Origin of the sequence: Novosphingobium sp. 1529, assembly GCF_040544855.1 — a bacterium.
GTDB lineage: Bacteria > Pseudomonadota > Alphaproteobacteria > Sphingomonadales > Sphingomonadaceae > Novosphingobium > Novosphingobium capsulatum.
Genome location: NZ_JBEPKW010000009.1, coordinates 159,408 through 175,183 on the forward strand (window position 1 = coordinate 159,408; position 15,776 = coordinate 175,183).

The following is a 15,776-nucleotide window of genomic DNA, read 5'->3' on the forward strand; positions in this document are numbered from 1 at the left end:
GCCATGGCGAGCCATGCCCAAGACATGACGCGCTTTTCCACGCTGGCCAGCTTGCGCCCGCCCCGCACCGCAGTAGCGGTGGCCTGGATGATCGGCATTGCCATTCCGCTGGTGGTGCTCGGCTTGCTGTTCGTGCCCTGGGTGCAGACCGCGCCCGGCACGGGGCAGATCGTCGCGCTCGATCCGGCAGACCGGGTGCAGCAGGTGACCGCGCTGGTGCCCGGCCGGGTCGAGCGCTGGTATGTGACTGACGGGCAAAGCGTTAAGGCGGGTGACCCGATCGCGCGGGTGGTGGACAACGATCCCGGCCTGCTCGAACGCCTGGCGGCCGAGCGCGCCCAAGTGCTGGCGCAGATCACCGCCAGCGAACAGGCCATGGCCGTGGCGCGCATCGATGTCGGCCGCTCTGCCCAGTTGCTGGCCGATGGCCTGGCCGCGCGGCGCGATTTTGAAAACGCGCAGATCAAGGTCGCCGAACATGGCGCCAAGCTGGCCGAGGCGCGCGCCAAGCTCAGCCGCGTCGACATTGCCCGCACGCGCCAGTCGGCGCAGCTGGTGCGCGCGCCGCGCGATGGGCGCATCCAGTCGCTCAATACGGCGGCCGGTGCCACGCTGGTAAGCGCGGGTGATTGGCTGGCCACGGTGGCGCCGGAAAGCGCAGTGCGCGTGGTGGAACTGATGGTCGATGGCCGCGACGTGGCGCTGGTGCGGCGCGGCCAGCCGGTGCGGCTGCATTTCGAAGGCTGGCCGGCGATCCAGTTCAGCGGCTGGCCCTCGGTGGCGCAGGGCATGTTCGATGGGCGGGTGCGCAGCATCGATCCTTCCGCCCAGGCCAGCGGCCTGTTCCGCGTGCTGGTGGAGCCGATGCCGGGCAAGCCGGCCTGGCCCGGCAACCAGTTCACCCGCCTGGGTTCGCGGGTGCGCGGCTGGATCCAGATGGAAACCGTCTCGGTCGGTTATGAACTGTGGCGCCAGCTCAACGATTTCCCGCTGGAATTCCAGCGCCCGGTGGAAACTGGCCCGCGCAAGGGCGCCGGCAAGGGCCTGGCCGACAAGGACGCGGCCAAGAAGGCCAAGCCCGCCAAGGATAGCACCAAGGACGGCGGGGAGGAAGAAAAGTGATCCGCACGTTGCTCGCTGTTGTCGCTCTGCTGTGCAGCCAGGCGGCCTGGGCCGGCGAATTGACCCTCGATACCGTGCTGCGCGCCTCGGCCCGGCATCAGCCGCTGGTGCTGGAAGCCATGGCCCGCCAGCGCGCTGCCGATGCCCGCACGCTTGCCGCGCAAGGCCTGTTCGACATGGTCTTCGATGCCGAAGTGCAGGCCCGCCCACTGGGCTATTACGACAATGCCCTGGCCGAGGCGAAGCTGACCAGGCCGTTCGCCACCAATGGCGGGCAGGTCTATGGCGGCTATCGCGTGTCGAGCGGGCGCTTTGCCGTCTATGATGGCAAGAACGTGACCAATGCCCTGGGCGAAGTGCGTGCCGGCGCGGTGTTTTCCCTGCTGCGCGACCGGCTGGTGGATGAACGCCGCACCAAGCTGGCACAGGCGCAGGCCGATGCCGAGATCGCTGGGCTGGACCAGGCGATGGTGATGATCGGCGTGCAGCGCCGCGCGGCCGATGCCTATCAGCAGTGGGTGGCGGCCGGCCTGCGTATGCGCACTTATCGCGATCTGCTGGCGCTGGCGCGCGAACGCCAGGCCTCGATCGAACGGCAGGTGACGCTAGGCGCGCGCCCGGCAGTGCTGGCGGTGGAAAACCGCCAGAACATCGTGCGCCGCGAAGCGCTGCTGGTGCGCGCCGAACAGGATCTCGCCGTGGCGGCCCAGGCGCTTTCACTGTTCTGGCGCGATGACCTCGGCCAGCCGGTGGTGGCCCAGCCGGAAGACTTGCCCGCGGCCTTTCCCGAAGGAGTGGCGCCGCGCCTGGCGGATACCGCCACGGTCCTGGCGGGACGGCCCGATCTGCAGATCCTGCTGAACCGGGCCGAGCAGGCGCGGTTGCGCGGTGACCTGGCTGGCAACGACCTGCTCCCCCGGCTCGATCTGCGGGTGGAAGCGGCCAAGGATTTCGGCAGCGGCAGCCCCACGCGCGTGCCGGGCGAGGTGATGTTCGGGGTGCGCCTGTCGATGCCGCTGGAACAGCGCGCCGCGCGCGGCCGCCTGGCCGAGGCGCAGGCCGATGCCGACGCGCTTACGCATCGCCTGCGCCTCGCTGAACAGCAGATCACCGCCGATCTCGCCAGCCTGCGCGTACAGGTGAGCGGAGCCGAGCGCCTGGCCACGCTGGCCGGTGACGAGGCAGGCCTGGCCCGCCGCATGGCCGAGGCCGAACGCCGCCGCTTTGCCCTGGGCGCCAGCGATTTCCTGCCGGTGAACCTGCGCGAGGAAGCCGCCGCCGACGCACAACTGCGCCAGATCGACGCACAATACCGCCACGCCGCCGCCCGTGCCGAACTCGCCGCCAGCCTGATGGACAGCGCCAGCCTGGGCTTGGATTGAACGGTTACTCGGCTTTCCACCGAATAGCGGTAGCTTCAAGGCCTGGGTCCACTATGATCGGCCCAATGGCATATCGATGGCGATCGTGCCACGGATCGCGGAGTGTAGGCCGATCGTGCGTGTGCGGACAATCGATCTCAGCGTCGGGTATTTCGGGCTGCAGATCGCGTTCGGTATCCAGAGCGCCAGCCTGAGCCGGGTTTTCCAGGGCCTGGGCGCGTCGGTCGATCAACTGGCCATCCTGTGGTTGGCCGGGCCAGTGACCGGGTTGCTGGTGCAGCCGGTGGTTGGCGCGCTGAGCGATCGGGCACCCACGCGGTTCGGGCGGCGGCGGCCCTACATCCTGCTGTCGGCGCTGGTGGTGATCGCGGCACTGGCCGCCTTGCCGCTGGCGGCATCGCTGGTGGTGGCGGTGGCGGCGGTGTGGATGCTCGAAGCGGCGATGAACGCACTGCATGCGCCCTATCGCGCGCTGGTGGCCGACACATTGCCGCCCGACGAACACGCGCGCGGCTATGCGATGCAGACTGTCTTCATCGGGCTGGGCGCGCTGGCGGGCGCCTGCGCACCGATCCTGCTGGCGTGGGGCGGCTGGTCCAATGTTGCGCTGCCGGGCCAGACCGCACCCTCGATCCGCGTTGCATTCGTTGCCGCTGCCATCGCCGTGGCGCTGTCGGTGGGCTGGACTGTGGCGCGGGTGCAGGAACCCCCTGCCAGTGGCGCCGGGGATGACAAAGCGAGGGCCGCGATGGGCCGCAAAGCGGAAGTCGCCGCGCTGTGGCACGCGCTGCGGCCCGTGGCGGTGATCCAGTTTTTCAGCTGGTTCGGGCTCTATCTGTTGTGGGTCTATGCCACGCCGGTAGTCGCCGCGCAGCTTTATGGTGCCACGTCGCCATTCGACGCGGCCTATGGCAAAGGGGCAGACTTCGTGGGCGTGCTGTTCGGCACCTACAACGGCGTTGCCGGGGTGTTTGCCTTCCTGCTGCCCAGGCTGTTCCGCCGCTTTGGCGTCACCCGTGTGCATGCCGCGGCGCTGGCGCTGGGGGCAGCGGGGCTGAGTGGTTTGGCGTTGCTCACCCATCCTGCCGGGCTGATCGGTTGCGCGGTGTTGATCGGCATCGCCTATGCCTCGATCCTCAGCGCGCCGTTCGTGCTGGCTGGGCGGGCGGTATCGAGTGCGACGGCGGGCATGTTCATCGGGGTGATGAACATCTTCATCGTGGTGCCGCAGCTGTTTGCCGGGGTGAGCATGGGCTGGGTCATCGCGCATCTGCTCGGCGGAATGGCCTGGCCGGTGCTGCCCCTGGCCGGAGGGCTGATGGCTGCCGGCGCGCTGCTGAGCCTGTGTCTGTCAGGCATGGACGAGCGCGTTCCCGCAGCGTAGTGCAAGCTAATGCAAATGCTGGGCAGATCATGGCGCGGGTAAAGCGCGGCGGGCCAACGCTGGGCGGTGTTGCCGCAGAAGCAGGTGTATCGGTGGCTACCGTATCGCGCGTGCTGACCGGGCACAGCGCGATCAGCGAGGAGACGCGCGAGCGTGTGCTGAGCACCGCTGACCGGCTGGGCTATGTTCACGTGCCGCAGCGGGTGCGCCGGCATCAAACATCGCTGTCAGAGCAGATCTGCCTGGTCGTGCCGTTGGCAACCGCGCACGGCAGCCAGTTGGCCAACCCGTTTGAACTGGCGCTGATCGGCGGGGTTGGCACCGCGCTGCGGGAGCGGCGGCGCGATGTCTCGATCGTGTGGCAAACACCCTATGACGATGCCACGCTGGCGCAGTTTTTGGACCAGAGCGCCTATGCCGGGACGATCTTCCTGGGCCAGTCGCAGTTTCACGATACGCTCAACCGCTATGCCGCCATGGGCAAGCCGCTGGTGGCCTGGGGGGTGGAAGTGGCGGGGCAAAGCTATTGCTCGATCGGCAGCGACAATCACGAAGGCGGTTTCCAGGCCACGGCGCATCTGTTGCGCAAAGGGCGGCGGCGCATCGCCTTTATCGGTGCGATGCCGCCCATCCCTGCCGCCCGCACGCCGTTTTCGCAGATCGCGATCCGGCTCGACGGTTATCGCGCGGCACTGGCTGCGCACGATGTGCCGTTTGATCCCGACATGGTGCAGACGCCCACGGCCGGGCAGTTTGAAGGGGCAGAGGCGGTCGACAATCTGCTGGAGCGGGGCATCGCATTCGATGCGATCGTTGCCGCATCTGACCTGGTGGCGCTCGGCGCGATCCAGACGCTGCGGCAGCGGGGCATCCGCGTGCCCGATGATGTGGCGGTGATCGGCTATGACGATATCGACGCAGCCGCGCTGTCGACGCCGGGGCTCACCACCATCCGGCAGGATGTGATCAAGGCGGGCAATCTGCTGGTGGCCAAACTGCTGCGCATCATCGACGGCCATCGCGCCAAGTCGGAGCGGTTGCCGACGAACTTGATGATTCGGGAATCCTGCGGGCGCTGAGCATCTGTCGTTTGTGCAAAATAATGATGATGTTCATGTATAAGGCGTTGGAAAAGTTATCATAAAATCAGATAGTATGTGCCTCGTCATGTAAATTGCAATCGTTTGCAGAAAATATTTGCATAAGTTTGCAAGTCGGGTCACTTTCCCTCGCATCAGGTGTGCCGCCCAGCAGAGGCGTCTAGGAGGGGATTATCATGCGTGCATGTCGTTTGGCATTGATGGCTTCGGTTGCGTGGATGGGGCCGATGACCCCCGCGCTGGCGCAATCCGCCCCGTCTTTAGCAACTCAGTCTTCGGCTACCCAGTCTGCCGCCGACGCGCCCGCCGCCGGCGCGGCACAGGGCAGCGACCTTGGTCTCAACGAGATCATCGTGACCGGTACGCGCACGGGCACCCGCAAGTTCGAAACATCGTACGCCATCACCACCATCGATCCGCAGGCGATCGCGCAGAAGGCGCCGCTCGGGATTGCCGATCTCATCGCCTCGACGCCGGGTATCTATGTCGAAAGCTCGGGCGGGGAAGTTGGCAACAACGTCTATTCGCGCGGTCTGCCGGCCGACAACTATCGCTATCTGCCGCTGCTCGAAGATGGCCTGCCGGTGTGGGAGGAAGGGGCAGGGGCCTTTACCAACGCCGATGAGTTCTTCCGCGTCGATGCCACGATCGACTCGCTCCAGATCGTGCGCGGTGGCTCGGCCTCAATCACCGCGTCGAATGCGCCGGGCGGCGTGGTCAACGTATTGACCAAGCGGCCGACCCGCACATTCCAGGGCATGGTCAAGAGCGAGATCGGCGATTGGGCTCATTATCGTCTCGATGCCAATGTCTCGGGCCCGCTGACCGATCGCCTGTCGTTTGCGATCGGCGGCTTCTTTCGTGAGGACAATGGCCTCAGGGACCCCGGCTTTACCGGCAACAAGGGTGGCCAGTTCCGCGTTGGCCTGCAGTATGACTTTGTCGATAGCGGCTCGCTGTTCGTCAGCTATCGCAAGCTCAACGACAAGAACATCTTCTATACCGCCATTCCGCTGGCCAGCCCCAGCCAGGGCCTGCCGGGCCTTGATGCCGGCACGGGAACGCTGGTCAACAATGCCTTTGGCCGGCTGACCGTGCCCGATGGCAACGGCGTGTTCGACAAGAATGTCGATCTCACCCAAGGCATCCACACCAATACCGACACCTTTACCGCCATCTTCAACAAGCCGCTGGGCGATGGCTGGGAGATCAACGACCGCGCGCGCTACACATCCGGCACGGTTGATTTCAACGGACTGTTCAGTTCCGGCGTCGCCACCAGCCAGGGCTTTCTGGCGAACGCGCTGACCCGCTTGCAGGCCGCGCGGCCGGATACGGTATCGGCCGTCTATCGCGATGCCAGCAATGGCCAGACGGTGGCGGCATCGGCACTGGGCAATCAGCTTGCCCTGACCGAGAGCATTTTCAACACCGTGGTGAACGTCAAGAACGTGATCAACGATCTGACTATCACCAAAAAGCTCGACACCGGCATGGGCCAGCATACCCTGACTGCGGGATATTACTTCAGCCATTTCAACCAGACGCAAAACTGGAACTGGAATGATATCCTGGTCGAAGGCGTCAACCGTCCGCGCTATTTCGATGTGGTCGGGCTGAACGCCGCGGGGCAGCAAACCGTGGCGCTGACCAAGGACGGGCTGCTCAATCTGCACAGCAATTTGCAGCGCTTCCATGATGATGTGACGGTCAATGCGCTGTACCTGACCGATGCCTGGCAGGTAACCGATAAGCTGCGCATCGATCTGGGCGCGCGGTATCACCATGTCGCCAAGGAAGGCACGATCGCGCAGACCACCAGCGCCAATCTGGGCGATCCCTCGACCATTGCCGATGACAACGTGCTGGTCTTCACCGGGGCCAACACGCAATATCGGTTCAAGACCGGGCAATGGGCCTTTTCTGCTGGCGCCAATTACGAGTTCAGCAAGCGTGTTGCGGCCTTTGCCCGCTATAGCCGCAGCTTCCGCGTGACGCCGGAGTTCGTCCAGTGGTTTGGCGGCGTGCCGGTGGAAAATCGCATCGACCTGGTCGAAGGCGGCGTGAAATACGCGACGCGGCCGTTCTCTGCCTTTGTCACCCTGTTCTACAACCGGTTTCCCAACGTCGCCTTCCAGACGACCGTTGCCGGGCCGAACGGGCAGGCGCAGACCATCAACCAGAAGGCAGCGGCGGAATCGCGCGGTATCGAAGTTGAACTCTCGCTTCGTCCGGCCGATTTCTTCGAACTGGCAGCCAGCGGCAATTACCAGAAGATCACCTATACCAGCTTTGCCGGACAGGACGCGAACGGCCCGTTCGATTTTAGCGGCAACCAGATCGTGCGCCAGCCAGAGGTGCAGTTCTCGATCCGGCCGACGCTGCATCTGTTGCGCGACCGGGTGAACATCTTTGGTGAGGCGGCCTATACCGGCAAGCGTTATGTCGACGTGGCCAACACCATCGTCCTGCCGCATTATACCGAGGTGCGGCTGGGTGCGAACTGGAAGATTACGGATGCGCTTCAGGCCCAGGTGGTGGCGACCAACCTGTTCAACACGGTTGGCTTGACCGAGGGCAATCCGCGCGCCGGCTCGATCGTCGGGGTACAGGAAACCGCGTTCCAAGGTCGCCCGATCTTTGGCCGCCGCGTTCGCGCCAGCCTGACGTATAACTTCTGATGGAACAGCGGCTTGGCATGATCGCCGGGATCGCGGCGCTGGTCGTGGCCACTCCTGCCCTGGGGCAGGAGTGGCAGACGGTCACCTCGCCCGATGGCCGGATTGTGGTTGATCTGGCGGTTGACCATGGCGAGGCGGTGTACCGTGCGCGGTATAACGGCAAACCGATCCTCGATCGTTCGCGGCTCGGCTTCCGGTTCAAGGATGCCGCGCCGATCGATCATGACCTCGCGCTGGTGGCGAGCCGCTCGACCGAACTCGACCGGCCCTGGACCCAGCCATGGGGCGAACGGCGGCAGATGCGCGAGCACTATCGCGGCCTGGTTGCCACGCTTGCCGCGCCAGACGGCCGCAAGCTGGGCGTCGAGATCCGCGTGTTCGATGATGGCTTCGGTTTCCGCTATACCCTGCCAGGCTCGGCGCAGCAGCCGCTGGTGATCAGCGATGAGGAGACCGAGTTCCACTTCGCGCAGAATTACCGCGCCTGGTCGATCCCGGCCTATCGCGAGAAATACAGCGAGTACGAATACAGCCGCTCGGCGCTGTCCGCGATTCAGACCGCGCAGACGCCGCTGACCCTGGAAGGCGATGGCGTTGCCCTGGCGGTGCACGAGGCGGCGTTGGTCGATTTCCCGTCGATGAACCTGCGAATGCCCGATGAAAACAGCCGCACTCTCAAGGCCGATCTCTCGCCTTGGTCCAATGGCGATCGGGCGCGGACGCATGGTGGAGCGGTAACCCCGTGGCGGGTGGTGATGGTGGCGCCCGACGCGGCGAATCTGGCGGATTCGACGATTGTCCTCAATCTCAACGAGCCCAACCGCCTGGGTGACGTATCCTGGGTGAAGCCCGAAAAATACATCGGCATCTTCTGGGCCATGCACACCGGGCTGTTGACCTGGGAGCCGGGGCCAAAGCTGGGGGCCACCACCGCGCGGGCCAAATCCTATATCGATTGGGCGGCGCAGCATGGCATTGCCGGCGTGCTGGTCGAAGGCTGGAACGTAGGTTGGGACGTGCCGGAATGGTGGAAGAACGGCCATTCCCGTTTCGTGTTCGACCGCGCCCAACCGGCCTTCGATATGGCCGAAGTATCCGCCTATGCCCGCGCCAAGGGGGTGGACCTGATCGGCCATCACGAAACCGGCGCGCAGGTGAAGGACTATCTCAGCCAGCTTGAGCCCGCGCTGGATTACTACGATCGCTATGGCGTGCGGGCGATCAAGCTGGGCTACGTCGGCACGCGGCTCGACCAGACCGAATGGCCCGACAGCCAATACGCGGTGCAGAGCCTGCAAACGGTCGTCGCCGCAGCGGCACGGCATCATATCGCCATCTTCCCGCATGAACCGGTCAAGGATACCGGCCTGCGCCGCACCTGGCCCAATCTGATGAGCCGCGAAGGCGCGCGGGGGCAGGAGTATAACGGCGGCAGCCCCGATGGCGGCAATGCACCCGACCATACCACCATCCTGCCGTTCACGCGGCTACTTTCCGGCCCGTTCGATTACACGCCCGGCGTGGTCCATTTCGATTATCGCGCCAACCGGCCTGACAACCGCGTGCCGTCCACGCTGGCCAACCAGCTGGCGCTCTATGTCGTGTTGTATAGCCCGGTGCAGATGGCGGTTGACCTGCCCGAGCATTATGACGAGCACGCCGACGCCTTTCGCTTTATCCACGATGTCCCGACCGATTGGCAGGAAAGCCGCACGCTGCAGGGCGCGATTGGCGAATACGCGGTTGTTGCCCGGCGCGATCGGCATAGCCCGGATTGGTATCTGGGCGCGATCACCAATGATACCGCCCGCAGGCTGACCGTCCCACTCGATTTCCTCGACGCCGGCGCGCGGTATGAAGCGACGATCTATGCTGATGGGCCCGGCGCGGACTGGCGCACCGCGCCCGAAAAGATTGCGATCCGCCGGCAAACGGTCACGGCGCGAGACACCCTTTCGCTTGATCTGGCGCGGGGCGGGGGGCAGGCGATCCGGTTTCGCATGCTGCGCTGATAGTCGATCAGCCTGGGCGGCTTGGACAAATTACGCAACCCCTGCCGGGCTGGACCAAAAACCGCACAGACTGCCATATTTGAGTTCGCAAATTAATCTTCCGGTGCGATTCGGACAAAGACGCCGTCGTGTTCGGCCGACAGGCGGACCTGGCACGAGAGCCGCGAATTGGCGCTACGGTGGGCAGAGGAGTCGAGCAGATCATCCTCGTCGCCCGAAATGCCGCTTTGGCCCAGCGGGCCTTCGACATAGACATGACATGTGGCGCACGAGCAGCAGCCACCACACAGGGCCAGCAACTGGTCGAAGCCATTGTCGCGAATGGCTTCCATCAGCGAAGTATCGGTATTGGCTGAAATCGCGGTAGTATTGCCCTGACGATCCACAATATTGAGTGTGATCACGAATATAAAGCCCTTGGAATGTGATCGTGCGGGCGCGTATCCAGACGCGCCCGGCACAGTTTCAGTTGGTTTTCCAGCGCAAGATGAATGGCTCGCATCCGCCGACTATGCCGCCGCGGTGGCGCAGCGTCTGTCCCGGTTCCAATTCGAACTGAGGAATGCGGGCAAACCACTCCTCAAGCAGCACTTTCATTTCCATGCGCGCCAGGAACTGTCCGGGGCAGGTATGATGGCCGCTGCCGAAGACCATATGGTTGCGCACCTTGCGGTCGAGGTCGAAGTCGAGCGGCCGTTCGTTCATTTTGGGGCTGAGCGCGTACAGTTCGGTGGGGGCGACCACCATGTCTCCCGCGCGCAATTGCACCCCATCGACAACCGTATCGGCGATCACTTCGCGCGCAGAAGAAACCAGCGGCAGGCGACGCAGAGACTCGTTGATCGCGGCGTGATGGAGGCCGTGATCGGTGGCGAGGCGGGCTTGGATGTCCGGCGCCTGGGCCAGGGCTCGCATGGTAAAGCTCATGAAGTTTACCACCGTGTCCAGCCCGCCGACAAGCACCTGGATTGCCAGGCGGGCTGCCTCGCTCAGCGTCATTGGGCGGCCGTTGACTTCGCTCGTCGCGATGTGAGTCAGCAGGTCGTCCCCGCCTGAAGCGCGCCGCTCCTCCAGGATTGGCGCGACATAGGCCTTGAACGCCTCGGTCGCCTGGGCCGGGGTGATGCTGCCGTCGGGGCGGGTGAACTGGTCGGCCAAGTGCTTGAGCCGGGGAAGATGCTCCACCGGCAAATCGACCAGTTCCATGAATACCCGCAAGGGCAGCTGTTCTGCGAACTCATGCACGAAATCGCAGCGTCCATTGGCGACAAAGCCGTCGATGAGGTCGGCCGTCAGCTTGCGCACCTTGGGCTCCAGCGGGTGGATTGCCGCACCATAGAGCTTGTCGTTCAAGACTTTGCGAAATGGACGATGCTCGGGCGGATCGAGCGAAAGCGGAATGAATTCGGCATAGGCTTCGCCTGCGGTCGACTTGGGCACCAGCACCACGCGGCTGGAAAAGCGCGTGGCGTCGGAATAGACTTGGCCGATCAGTTCTGGCGAAAGGGCGATCCAGTGCCCTTCGTTGTGCGGGGTCCACACGATCTCGTGTGGTGTCGATTGCTGCAACTCGGCCCAGGCCACGTGCAAGTCGAACTGGCCATGGAATGGGTTGTAGATATCGAAGTCGACGATCCGGTCCGGCGGCAGATCGACCGCCGGTGTGGCGAGAGTGGCGGTGTCGGTCATTCAAGCCTCCGCCTTGGCAAATGCGCCGCTGGGGAGTTTGGGCGCGATGTCCTGCGCCAGGCGGCGCATCGATTCGTTCCAGGGCGTGGGATTGTCGATGTAGTCGTAGCTGTAGAGCAGCATGGTGCCGAAGCCCCCGCCGAGCTTGTCAGTCCAGGCTTCCAGCTTTTCGGCCACGGTCTCGGGCGAACCGACGATCCAGAAGTTGTCGGCCAGGAATTCGGGCGTAACGTCCGAAACAGACTTGTCGGTCCCCTCGACCAGCGCTTCGGCAATGCCGAATGAGTGGTAGGTGGGCAGCAGATATTCGGTCCACGCCCGGCCCATACCCCCTTCCAGGGCCAGTTTGCGCGCCTCGGCATCGGTATCTGCAACGAACACGTCGCGTACCACGCGGTGCTTGGTGCGGTCTCCCGGGCGTCCGGCCTCCGCTGCTGCCTTGGCGAAGATATCGAAATGGTCGAGCAGCGCCGAATTGCTCGAGAACACCGAGCAGGGCGAATACCCGTGGGCGCCGGCATAGCGGATCGAGGGAGAATTGGGGCTGAGACCGGTCATCGCCATCGGCATGGTGCCACCCCATGGCTTCTGGTCGCGCACCGGGTGCGCCGCGTCACCCTCGGGCAGGCCGGCATTCCAGAATTCGCCTTCATATTCGAAGGGTTCGCCCTTCCACACCATTTCCATGATCTTGACGGACTCGCCCATCATGCGGTGGTTCTTCGACATGTCCTTGATGCCGCGCAGCCGCGCATCGCTGGGATAGGCGCCGGGTGCCACGCCCATCTGGTAGCGGCCCTTGAGGATGTGGCTGAGCCAGGCGGCCTGGGCGGCCAGCGTGGCGGGGTGGTAATAGGGCAGTAGGTGGGCCAGCGGGCCCAGCTTGATCCGTTCGGTTTGGCGCGCAGCGGCGGCGATCACCAGTTCCGGGCTGGGAATGGCTTCCCAGTTCAGCGTGATGTGCTCACCGATCCAGTATTCGCTGAAACCTGCCTGATCGGCCGTAACAGCCTGCGCGACGGCCCAGTCGAACACTTCGGCGGGCGTGCGCTCGGGTGGCAGGAACGGCGTCTGGAACATACCAATTTCCATGGCATCTCTCTCCTTTGTGGATCAGCGTCGGGCGGCTGAATTATTACAGTTGTAATATGGATATGCCGTTTATGCCGATTCGTCCAATCCTAATTCGGCGATATCGATGGAAATTAGCACAGACGTTATAGCGTTGACATTTTATCCGGCCAGATTAGGCCCTTGGTGATGCCCACCACGACCGCCCCAGCCCGCAAGGTCCGTCCGCTAGCCACCGGCACGCGCGAGCGGTTGATTCTGGAAGCAGAGGCGTTGTTCGGCGAGCGCGGCATCGATGGCGTGACGATGCGGATGATCTGTGAAGCGGCAAACCAGAAATTTGCCGGTTCAGTGCAGTATCATTTCGGGGACCAGCTCGGGCTCCTCTATGCCGTGTTCGAATATCGCGAGGAGCAACTTCAGCCGCAGCGCGAAGCGTTGCTCAAGGCTGGACGCAAGACGGGACAGCTGGACAATTTGCGCTATCTTTTACGGATTTTGTTCGAGCCCAATTTTGCCATGTATGAAGAAAAGGGCGTCATTTCCTATATGCGGTGCCATGCGGCCTATCTGGCGACGCACCGGCCACGTGGCGTGCCCCATCCGGTGGACCAAGGCAGCCCGGCGACGCGCGCACTGCGCGAGGCGATGACGCTGCTCGAAGCGAGGTTGGCCGCGCTGGGGCCGCAACTGGCCGCGTTCCGCCTCGAATGCGTGGGTGCGATGTTCCTTCAGGGCGTGACGCAATATGCATCCAGTCCTGAACATTCGGGCATGACCGCGCGGCAATTCTACGATGACATGCTCGACATGATGACGCAGGCGATTTCAGTGCTGCCGCGCACGCCGCCTAGCCCGAGCGCGTCGCCTGGGAGCTAAAGAGCGGCGGGATCAGGGCCAATTCGTCTGCCGTGGCGGCAATGTCGAGGAAATTGCCCAAGGCGCGGATCGTTGCCGCATGGTCTCGCAAGTCTTCCGGCCCGTGGTCGGGGTCGAACCAGCCCTGGCCCACGGCAAAGCCGACACGCGCCACTTTGCCCGAAGAACTGCTGAAGATTTCGCCGTTGATCACCGTGCTGGCATGGGCAAGCCAAAGCACGGTGGGGGCAACGGCCTCGGGCGGGCCCATCGGGATGCGACCGGCGCGCATGTCGGCGCGCCAGTCGCCGGCCTCGCCATTTCCCGCCCCTGACTTGCTGGAACCTGCGTCTTTCCCGCCGAAGAAGGCGTCGCGGTTCATGCGCGTGATCGCCATGGGCGCAACCGCGTTCACGGCAACCCCAGTGCCCGCCACCTCGTGCGCCAAGCAACGGGTGAGGCCGGCCACTGCCATCTTGGCGGCGCCATAATGGCCCAGTGTCGAGGCGCCGCCAAACCCGGCATTCGAGGTGGTGTTGACGATGCGCCCGCGACCTTGTGCCAGCATGTGCGGCAAGACCGCGCGACACATGAAGAACGTGCCGTCCACGGTCACCGACTGCATGGTGCGCCAGGCTGCATCATCCAGTTGCGCAATGGGGGCAAAGTCGATGATCCCGGCATTGTTGACCAGCACGGTCACTTTGCCGAACGCGGCAATGGCGGCGGCGACCACGGCATCGGCGTTGCCCGGCTCGGTGATCGACCGGTGGTCGGCCAGGGCGCGGCCGCCTCTTCCGCGAATTTCCGCAACGACCTGGTCGGCAACCGGACGCAGCTGGCCTGCACCGTCGGGTTCCGGGCCGATGTCGTTGACCACAACCGCCGCGCCGCGCTCGGCAAAGGCCAGGGCATAGGCACGCCCCAGGCCACGCCCCGCACCGGTGACGATGACGACATCGTCGTCGAACCGCATCGGCCCTTGGGCAAGCGCGGTCATGCCGGAATCTCGAACAGCCCGGCGGCGCCCATGCCGCCGGCGATGCACATAGAGACTACCGCATAGCGCACCCCACGGCGCCGCGCCTCGATCAGCGCATGACCGGTCAGACGGCTGCCCGTCATGCCGAAGGGGTGCCCGATGGCAATGCCGCCGCCATCGACATTCAGCTTTGCAGGATCGATGCCCAGCTTGTCGCGGCAGTACAGAGCCTGACTGGCGAAAGCCTCGTTGATTTCCCACAGGCCGATGTCGTCCACCGACAGGCCTGCGCGTTCCAGCAGCTTGGGAATGGCAAAGACCGGGCCGATGCCCATTTCCTCGGGCTTGCACCCGGCTGCCTGAAAGCCGCGAAAGATGCCCAGCACCGGAAGGCCTTCGCGCTCCGCCGTCTCGCGGTCCGTCAGCACTTGCGCCGAGGCGCCGTCGGAGAGCTGACTAGCGTTGCCGGCCGTGACGAAACGGCCTTCCTTCACAAGCTGTCCGTCCTTCCAGACCGGCTTCAGCTTGGCCAGGCCGTCGAGCGTGGTGTCCGGCCGCACGCCCTCGTCGGTGTCGAGCGTCATTTCCTCGCGGCCCGAGATTGTGCCATCGCGCTCGACCACGTTGCGCGTCACCGTGATCGGTACGATTTCGTCGGCGAGCCGGCCCTCGCGCAGCGCCGCGGCGGCGCGCAGGTGGCTTTCAACGGCAAAGGCGTCCTGCGCATCGCGCGGTATGCCATAGCGTTCGGCGACGATTTCGGCCGTCTCGATCATGGCCATGTAGGCGTGGGGATCGCCGGCCAGCACTTCGGCCGGCTGGGCACGATAGGTCGGTGCGTGGGCGTTGCGGGTGTGGGTGATACTTTCGGTGCCGCCCGCTACCCCCACATCGATATCGCCCGCGATGATCGCGCGGGCGATATAGGCCAGCGTGGTCAGGCCCGAGCCGCACTTGCGGTCCAGCGTGGTGCCCGGAATGGTTTCGGGCAGGCCCGAGGCAATGATGGCCGTGCGCGCCAGATTGGAACCTTGCGTACCCCATTGCGTGCCCACCCCGATCGCCACGTCGTCGATCCGCGCAGGATCGATACCCGCGCGTGCCACGGCGGCTTCGATCACGTGCGCGGTAAGGCGCGGGGCATCGGTGTCGTTCAAGGCGCCCTTGAAGGCGCGGGCGACGCCGGTGCGGGCAGTGGAAACGATAACGGCTTCACGCATGGTCATGGGTCCTGTGATGGGTATCGAGAAACGCACGCGTTTCGGCGATGAACCGGGATGTGAACTGGTGGTGCAGCCAGTGACCGGCACCGGTATAATGGCTGATCTGATGGTATTTCAGGCGGGCCAGGCGTGCCGGGCCGGGCACGGGCACCCAACTGCCCGTGCCGTAGGAAAGCTGCACGGGGCACGCGATGGCATCGAGCACGTCGTCCAAGTCGTGCGCGCGCTGGTCTTCCGGCGCGCGCAGGCGCACGCGCGGGTCGAACTTCCAC

The 15,776-nt window shown here is 64.6% G+C and carries 13 protein-coding genes; 7 read left to right on the plus strand and 6 right to left on the minus strand.

From position 1 onward, the window contains the following. Window positions 1-3: 3 nt before the first annotated feature. The 6 genes from ABIC78_RS16295 to ABIC78_RS16320 all read left to right on the plus strand — a co-directional run bounded on the left by ABIC78_RS16295 (window position 4) and on the right by ABIC78_RS16320 (window position 9,681). A complete protein-coding gene (locus ABIC78_RS16295; protein ID WP_062787445.1) occupies window positions 4-1,122 on the plus strand; it encodes an efflux RND transporter periplasmic adaptor subunit in 1,119 nt (372 codons plus the stop codon). After that, window positions 1,119-2,504, plus strand: coding sequence for a TolC family protein (locus tag ABIC78_RS16300; RefSeq protein WP_171795181.1), 1,386 nt, complete (start codon window positions 1,119-1,121; stop codon window positions 2,502-2,504). Before ABIC78_RS16295 ends, ABIC78_RS16300 begins: the two co-directional genes overlap by 4 nt. Window positions 2,505-2,580: 76 nt before the next feature. Then, complete coding sequence (locus ABIC78_RS16305; RefSeq protein ID WP_171792791.1) at window positions 2,581-3,888, plus strand: MFS transporter; 1,308 nt, start codon at window positions 2,581-2,583, stop codon at window positions 3,886-3,888. Window positions 3,889-3,917: 29 nt separating this feature from the next. Then, a complete protein-coding gene (locus ABIC78_RS16310; protein ID WP_171800894.1) occupies window positions 3,918-4,967 on the plus strand; it encodes a LacI family DNA-binding transcriptional regulator in 1,050 nt (349 codons plus the stop codon). 248 nt (window positions 4,968-5,215) lie between these two features. Then, window positions 5,216-7,669, plus strand: coding sequence for a TonB-dependent siderophore receptor (locus ABIC78_RS16315; protein WP_171795183.1), 2,454 nt, complete (start codon window positions 5,216-5,218; stop codon window positions 7,667-7,669). Between the two features lie 17 nt (window positions 7,670-7,686). Beyond that, window positions 7,687-9,681 (plus strand): glycoside hydrolase family 97 protein, encoded by a 1,995-nt coding sequence (locus tag ABIC78_RS16320; protein WP_354490816.1) that lies wholly within the window; start codon window positions 7,687-7,689, stop codon window positions 9,679-9,681. 92 nt (window positions 9,682-9,773) lie between these two features. Here the strand turns inward: ABIC78_RS16320 and ABIC78_RS16325 are convergent, their stop codons facing one another. The 3 genes from ABIC78_RS16325 to ABIC78_RS16335 all read right to left on the minus strand — a co-directional run bounded on the left by ABIC78_RS16325 (window position 9,774) and on the right by ABIC78_RS16335 (window position 12,462). Further along, window positions 9,774-10,085, minus strand: coding sequence for a 2Fe-2S iron-sulfur cluster-binding protein (locus ABIC78_RS16325; protein WP_062787461.1), 312 nt, complete (start codon window positions 10,083-10,085; stop codon window positions 9,774-9,776). Between the two features lie 61 nt (window positions 10,086-10,146). Beyond that, window positions 10,147-11,370 carry a cytochrome P450 gene (locus tag ABIC78_RS16330; protein ID WP_169041793.1) on the minus strand — a complete coding sequence of 408 codons (1,224 nt, stop codon included), beginning with the start codon at window positions 11,368-11,370 and terminating at the stop codon, window positions 10,147-10,149. Beyond that, the gene (locus tag ABIC78_RS16335; RefSeq protein ID WP_062787467.1) at window positions 11,371-12,462 is read right to left on the minus strand and encodes an LLM class flavin-dependent oxidoreductase; all 1,092 of its coding nucleotides are present in this window, start codon (window positions 12,460-12,462) and stop codon (window positions 11,371-11,373) included. Between the two features lie 168 nt (window positions 12,463-12,630). Between ABIC78_RS16335 and ABIC78_RS16340 the strand changes: the two genes are divergently transcribed. Further along, window positions 12,631-13,320: a TetR/AcrR family transcriptional regulator gene (locus tag ABIC78_RS16340; RefSeq protein WP_062787470.1), complete on the plus strand. Its 690-nt coding sequence runs from the start codon at window positions 12,631-12,633 to the stop codon at window positions 13,318-13,320. On the opposite strand, the gene ABIC78_RS16345 is transcribed toward ABIC78_RS16340, so the two are convergent. The 3 genes from ABIC78_RS16345 to ABIC78_RS16355 form a co-directional block, all read right to left on the minus strand. Then, complete coding sequence (locus ABIC78_RS16345) at window positions 13,292-14,299, minus strand: SDR family NAD(P)-dependent oxidoreductase (protein WP_171795185.1); 1,008 nt, start codon at window positions 14,297-14,299, stop codon at window positions 13,292-13,294. The genes ABIC78_RS16340 and ABIC78_RS16345 overlap by 29 nt on opposite strands. Beyond that, window positions 14,296-15,501: a thiolase family protein gene (locus ABIC78_RS16350; RefSeq protein WP_354490818.1), complete on the minus strand. Its 1,206-nt coding sequence runs from the start codon at window positions 15,499-15,501 to the stop codon at window positions 14,296-14,298. Before ABIC78_RS16350 ends, ABIC78_RS16345 begins: the two co-directional genes overlap by 4 nt. Further along, the coding region (locus tag ABIC78_RS16355; RefSeq protein WP_502915684.1) for an alpha/beta fold hydrolase at window positions 15,494-15,776 on the minus strand (283 nt) is incomplete at its 5' end. The genes ABIC78_RS16350 and ABIC78_RS16355, both read right to left, overlap by 8 nt.

Bases quoted from the DNA above. Each gene is read 5' to 3' on its own strand.
- ABIC78_RS16295 (WP_062787445.1), top strand. From the start codon at position 4: ATGGCGAGCCATGCCCAAGACATGACGCGCTTTTCCACGCTGGCCAGC.
- ABIC78_RS16305 (WP_171792791.1), top strand. From the start codon at position 2,581: ATGGCGATCGTGCCACGGATCGCGGAGTGTAGGCCGATCGTGCGTGTG.
- ABIC78_RS16310 (WP_171800894.1), top strand. From the start codon at position 3,918: ATGGCGCGGGTAAAGCGCGGCGGGCCAACGCTGGGCGGTGTTGCCGCA.
- ABIC78_RS16315 (WP_171795183.1), top strand. From the start codon at position 5,216: ATGACCCCCGCGCTGGCGCAATCCGCCCCGTCTTTAGCAACTCAGTCT.
- ABIC78_RS16320 (WP_354490816.1), top strand. From the start codon at position 7,687: ATGATCGCCGGGATCGCGGCGCTGGTCGTGGCCACTCCTGCCCTGGGG.
- ABIC78_RS16330 (WP_169041793.1), bottom strand. From the start codon at position 11,370: ATGACCGACACCGCCACTCTCGCCACACCGGCGGTCGATCTGCCGCCG.
- ABIC78_RS16335 (WP_062787467.1), bottom strand. From the start codon at position 12,462: ATGGAAATTGGTATGTTCCAGACGCCGTTCCTGCCACCCGAGCGCACG.
- ABIC78_RS16340 (WP_062787470.1), top strand. From the start codon at position 12,631: ATGCCCACCACGACCGCCCCAGCCCGCAAGGTCCGTCCGCTAGCCACC.
- ABIC78_RS16345 (WP_171795185.1), bottom strand. From the start codon at position 14,299: ATGACCGCGCTTGCCCAAGGGCCGATGCGGTTCGACGACGATGTCGTC.
- ABIC78_RS16350 (WP_354490818.1), bottom strand. From the start codon at position 15,501: ATGCGTGAAGCCGTTATCGTTTCCACTGCCCGCACCGGCGTCGCCCGC.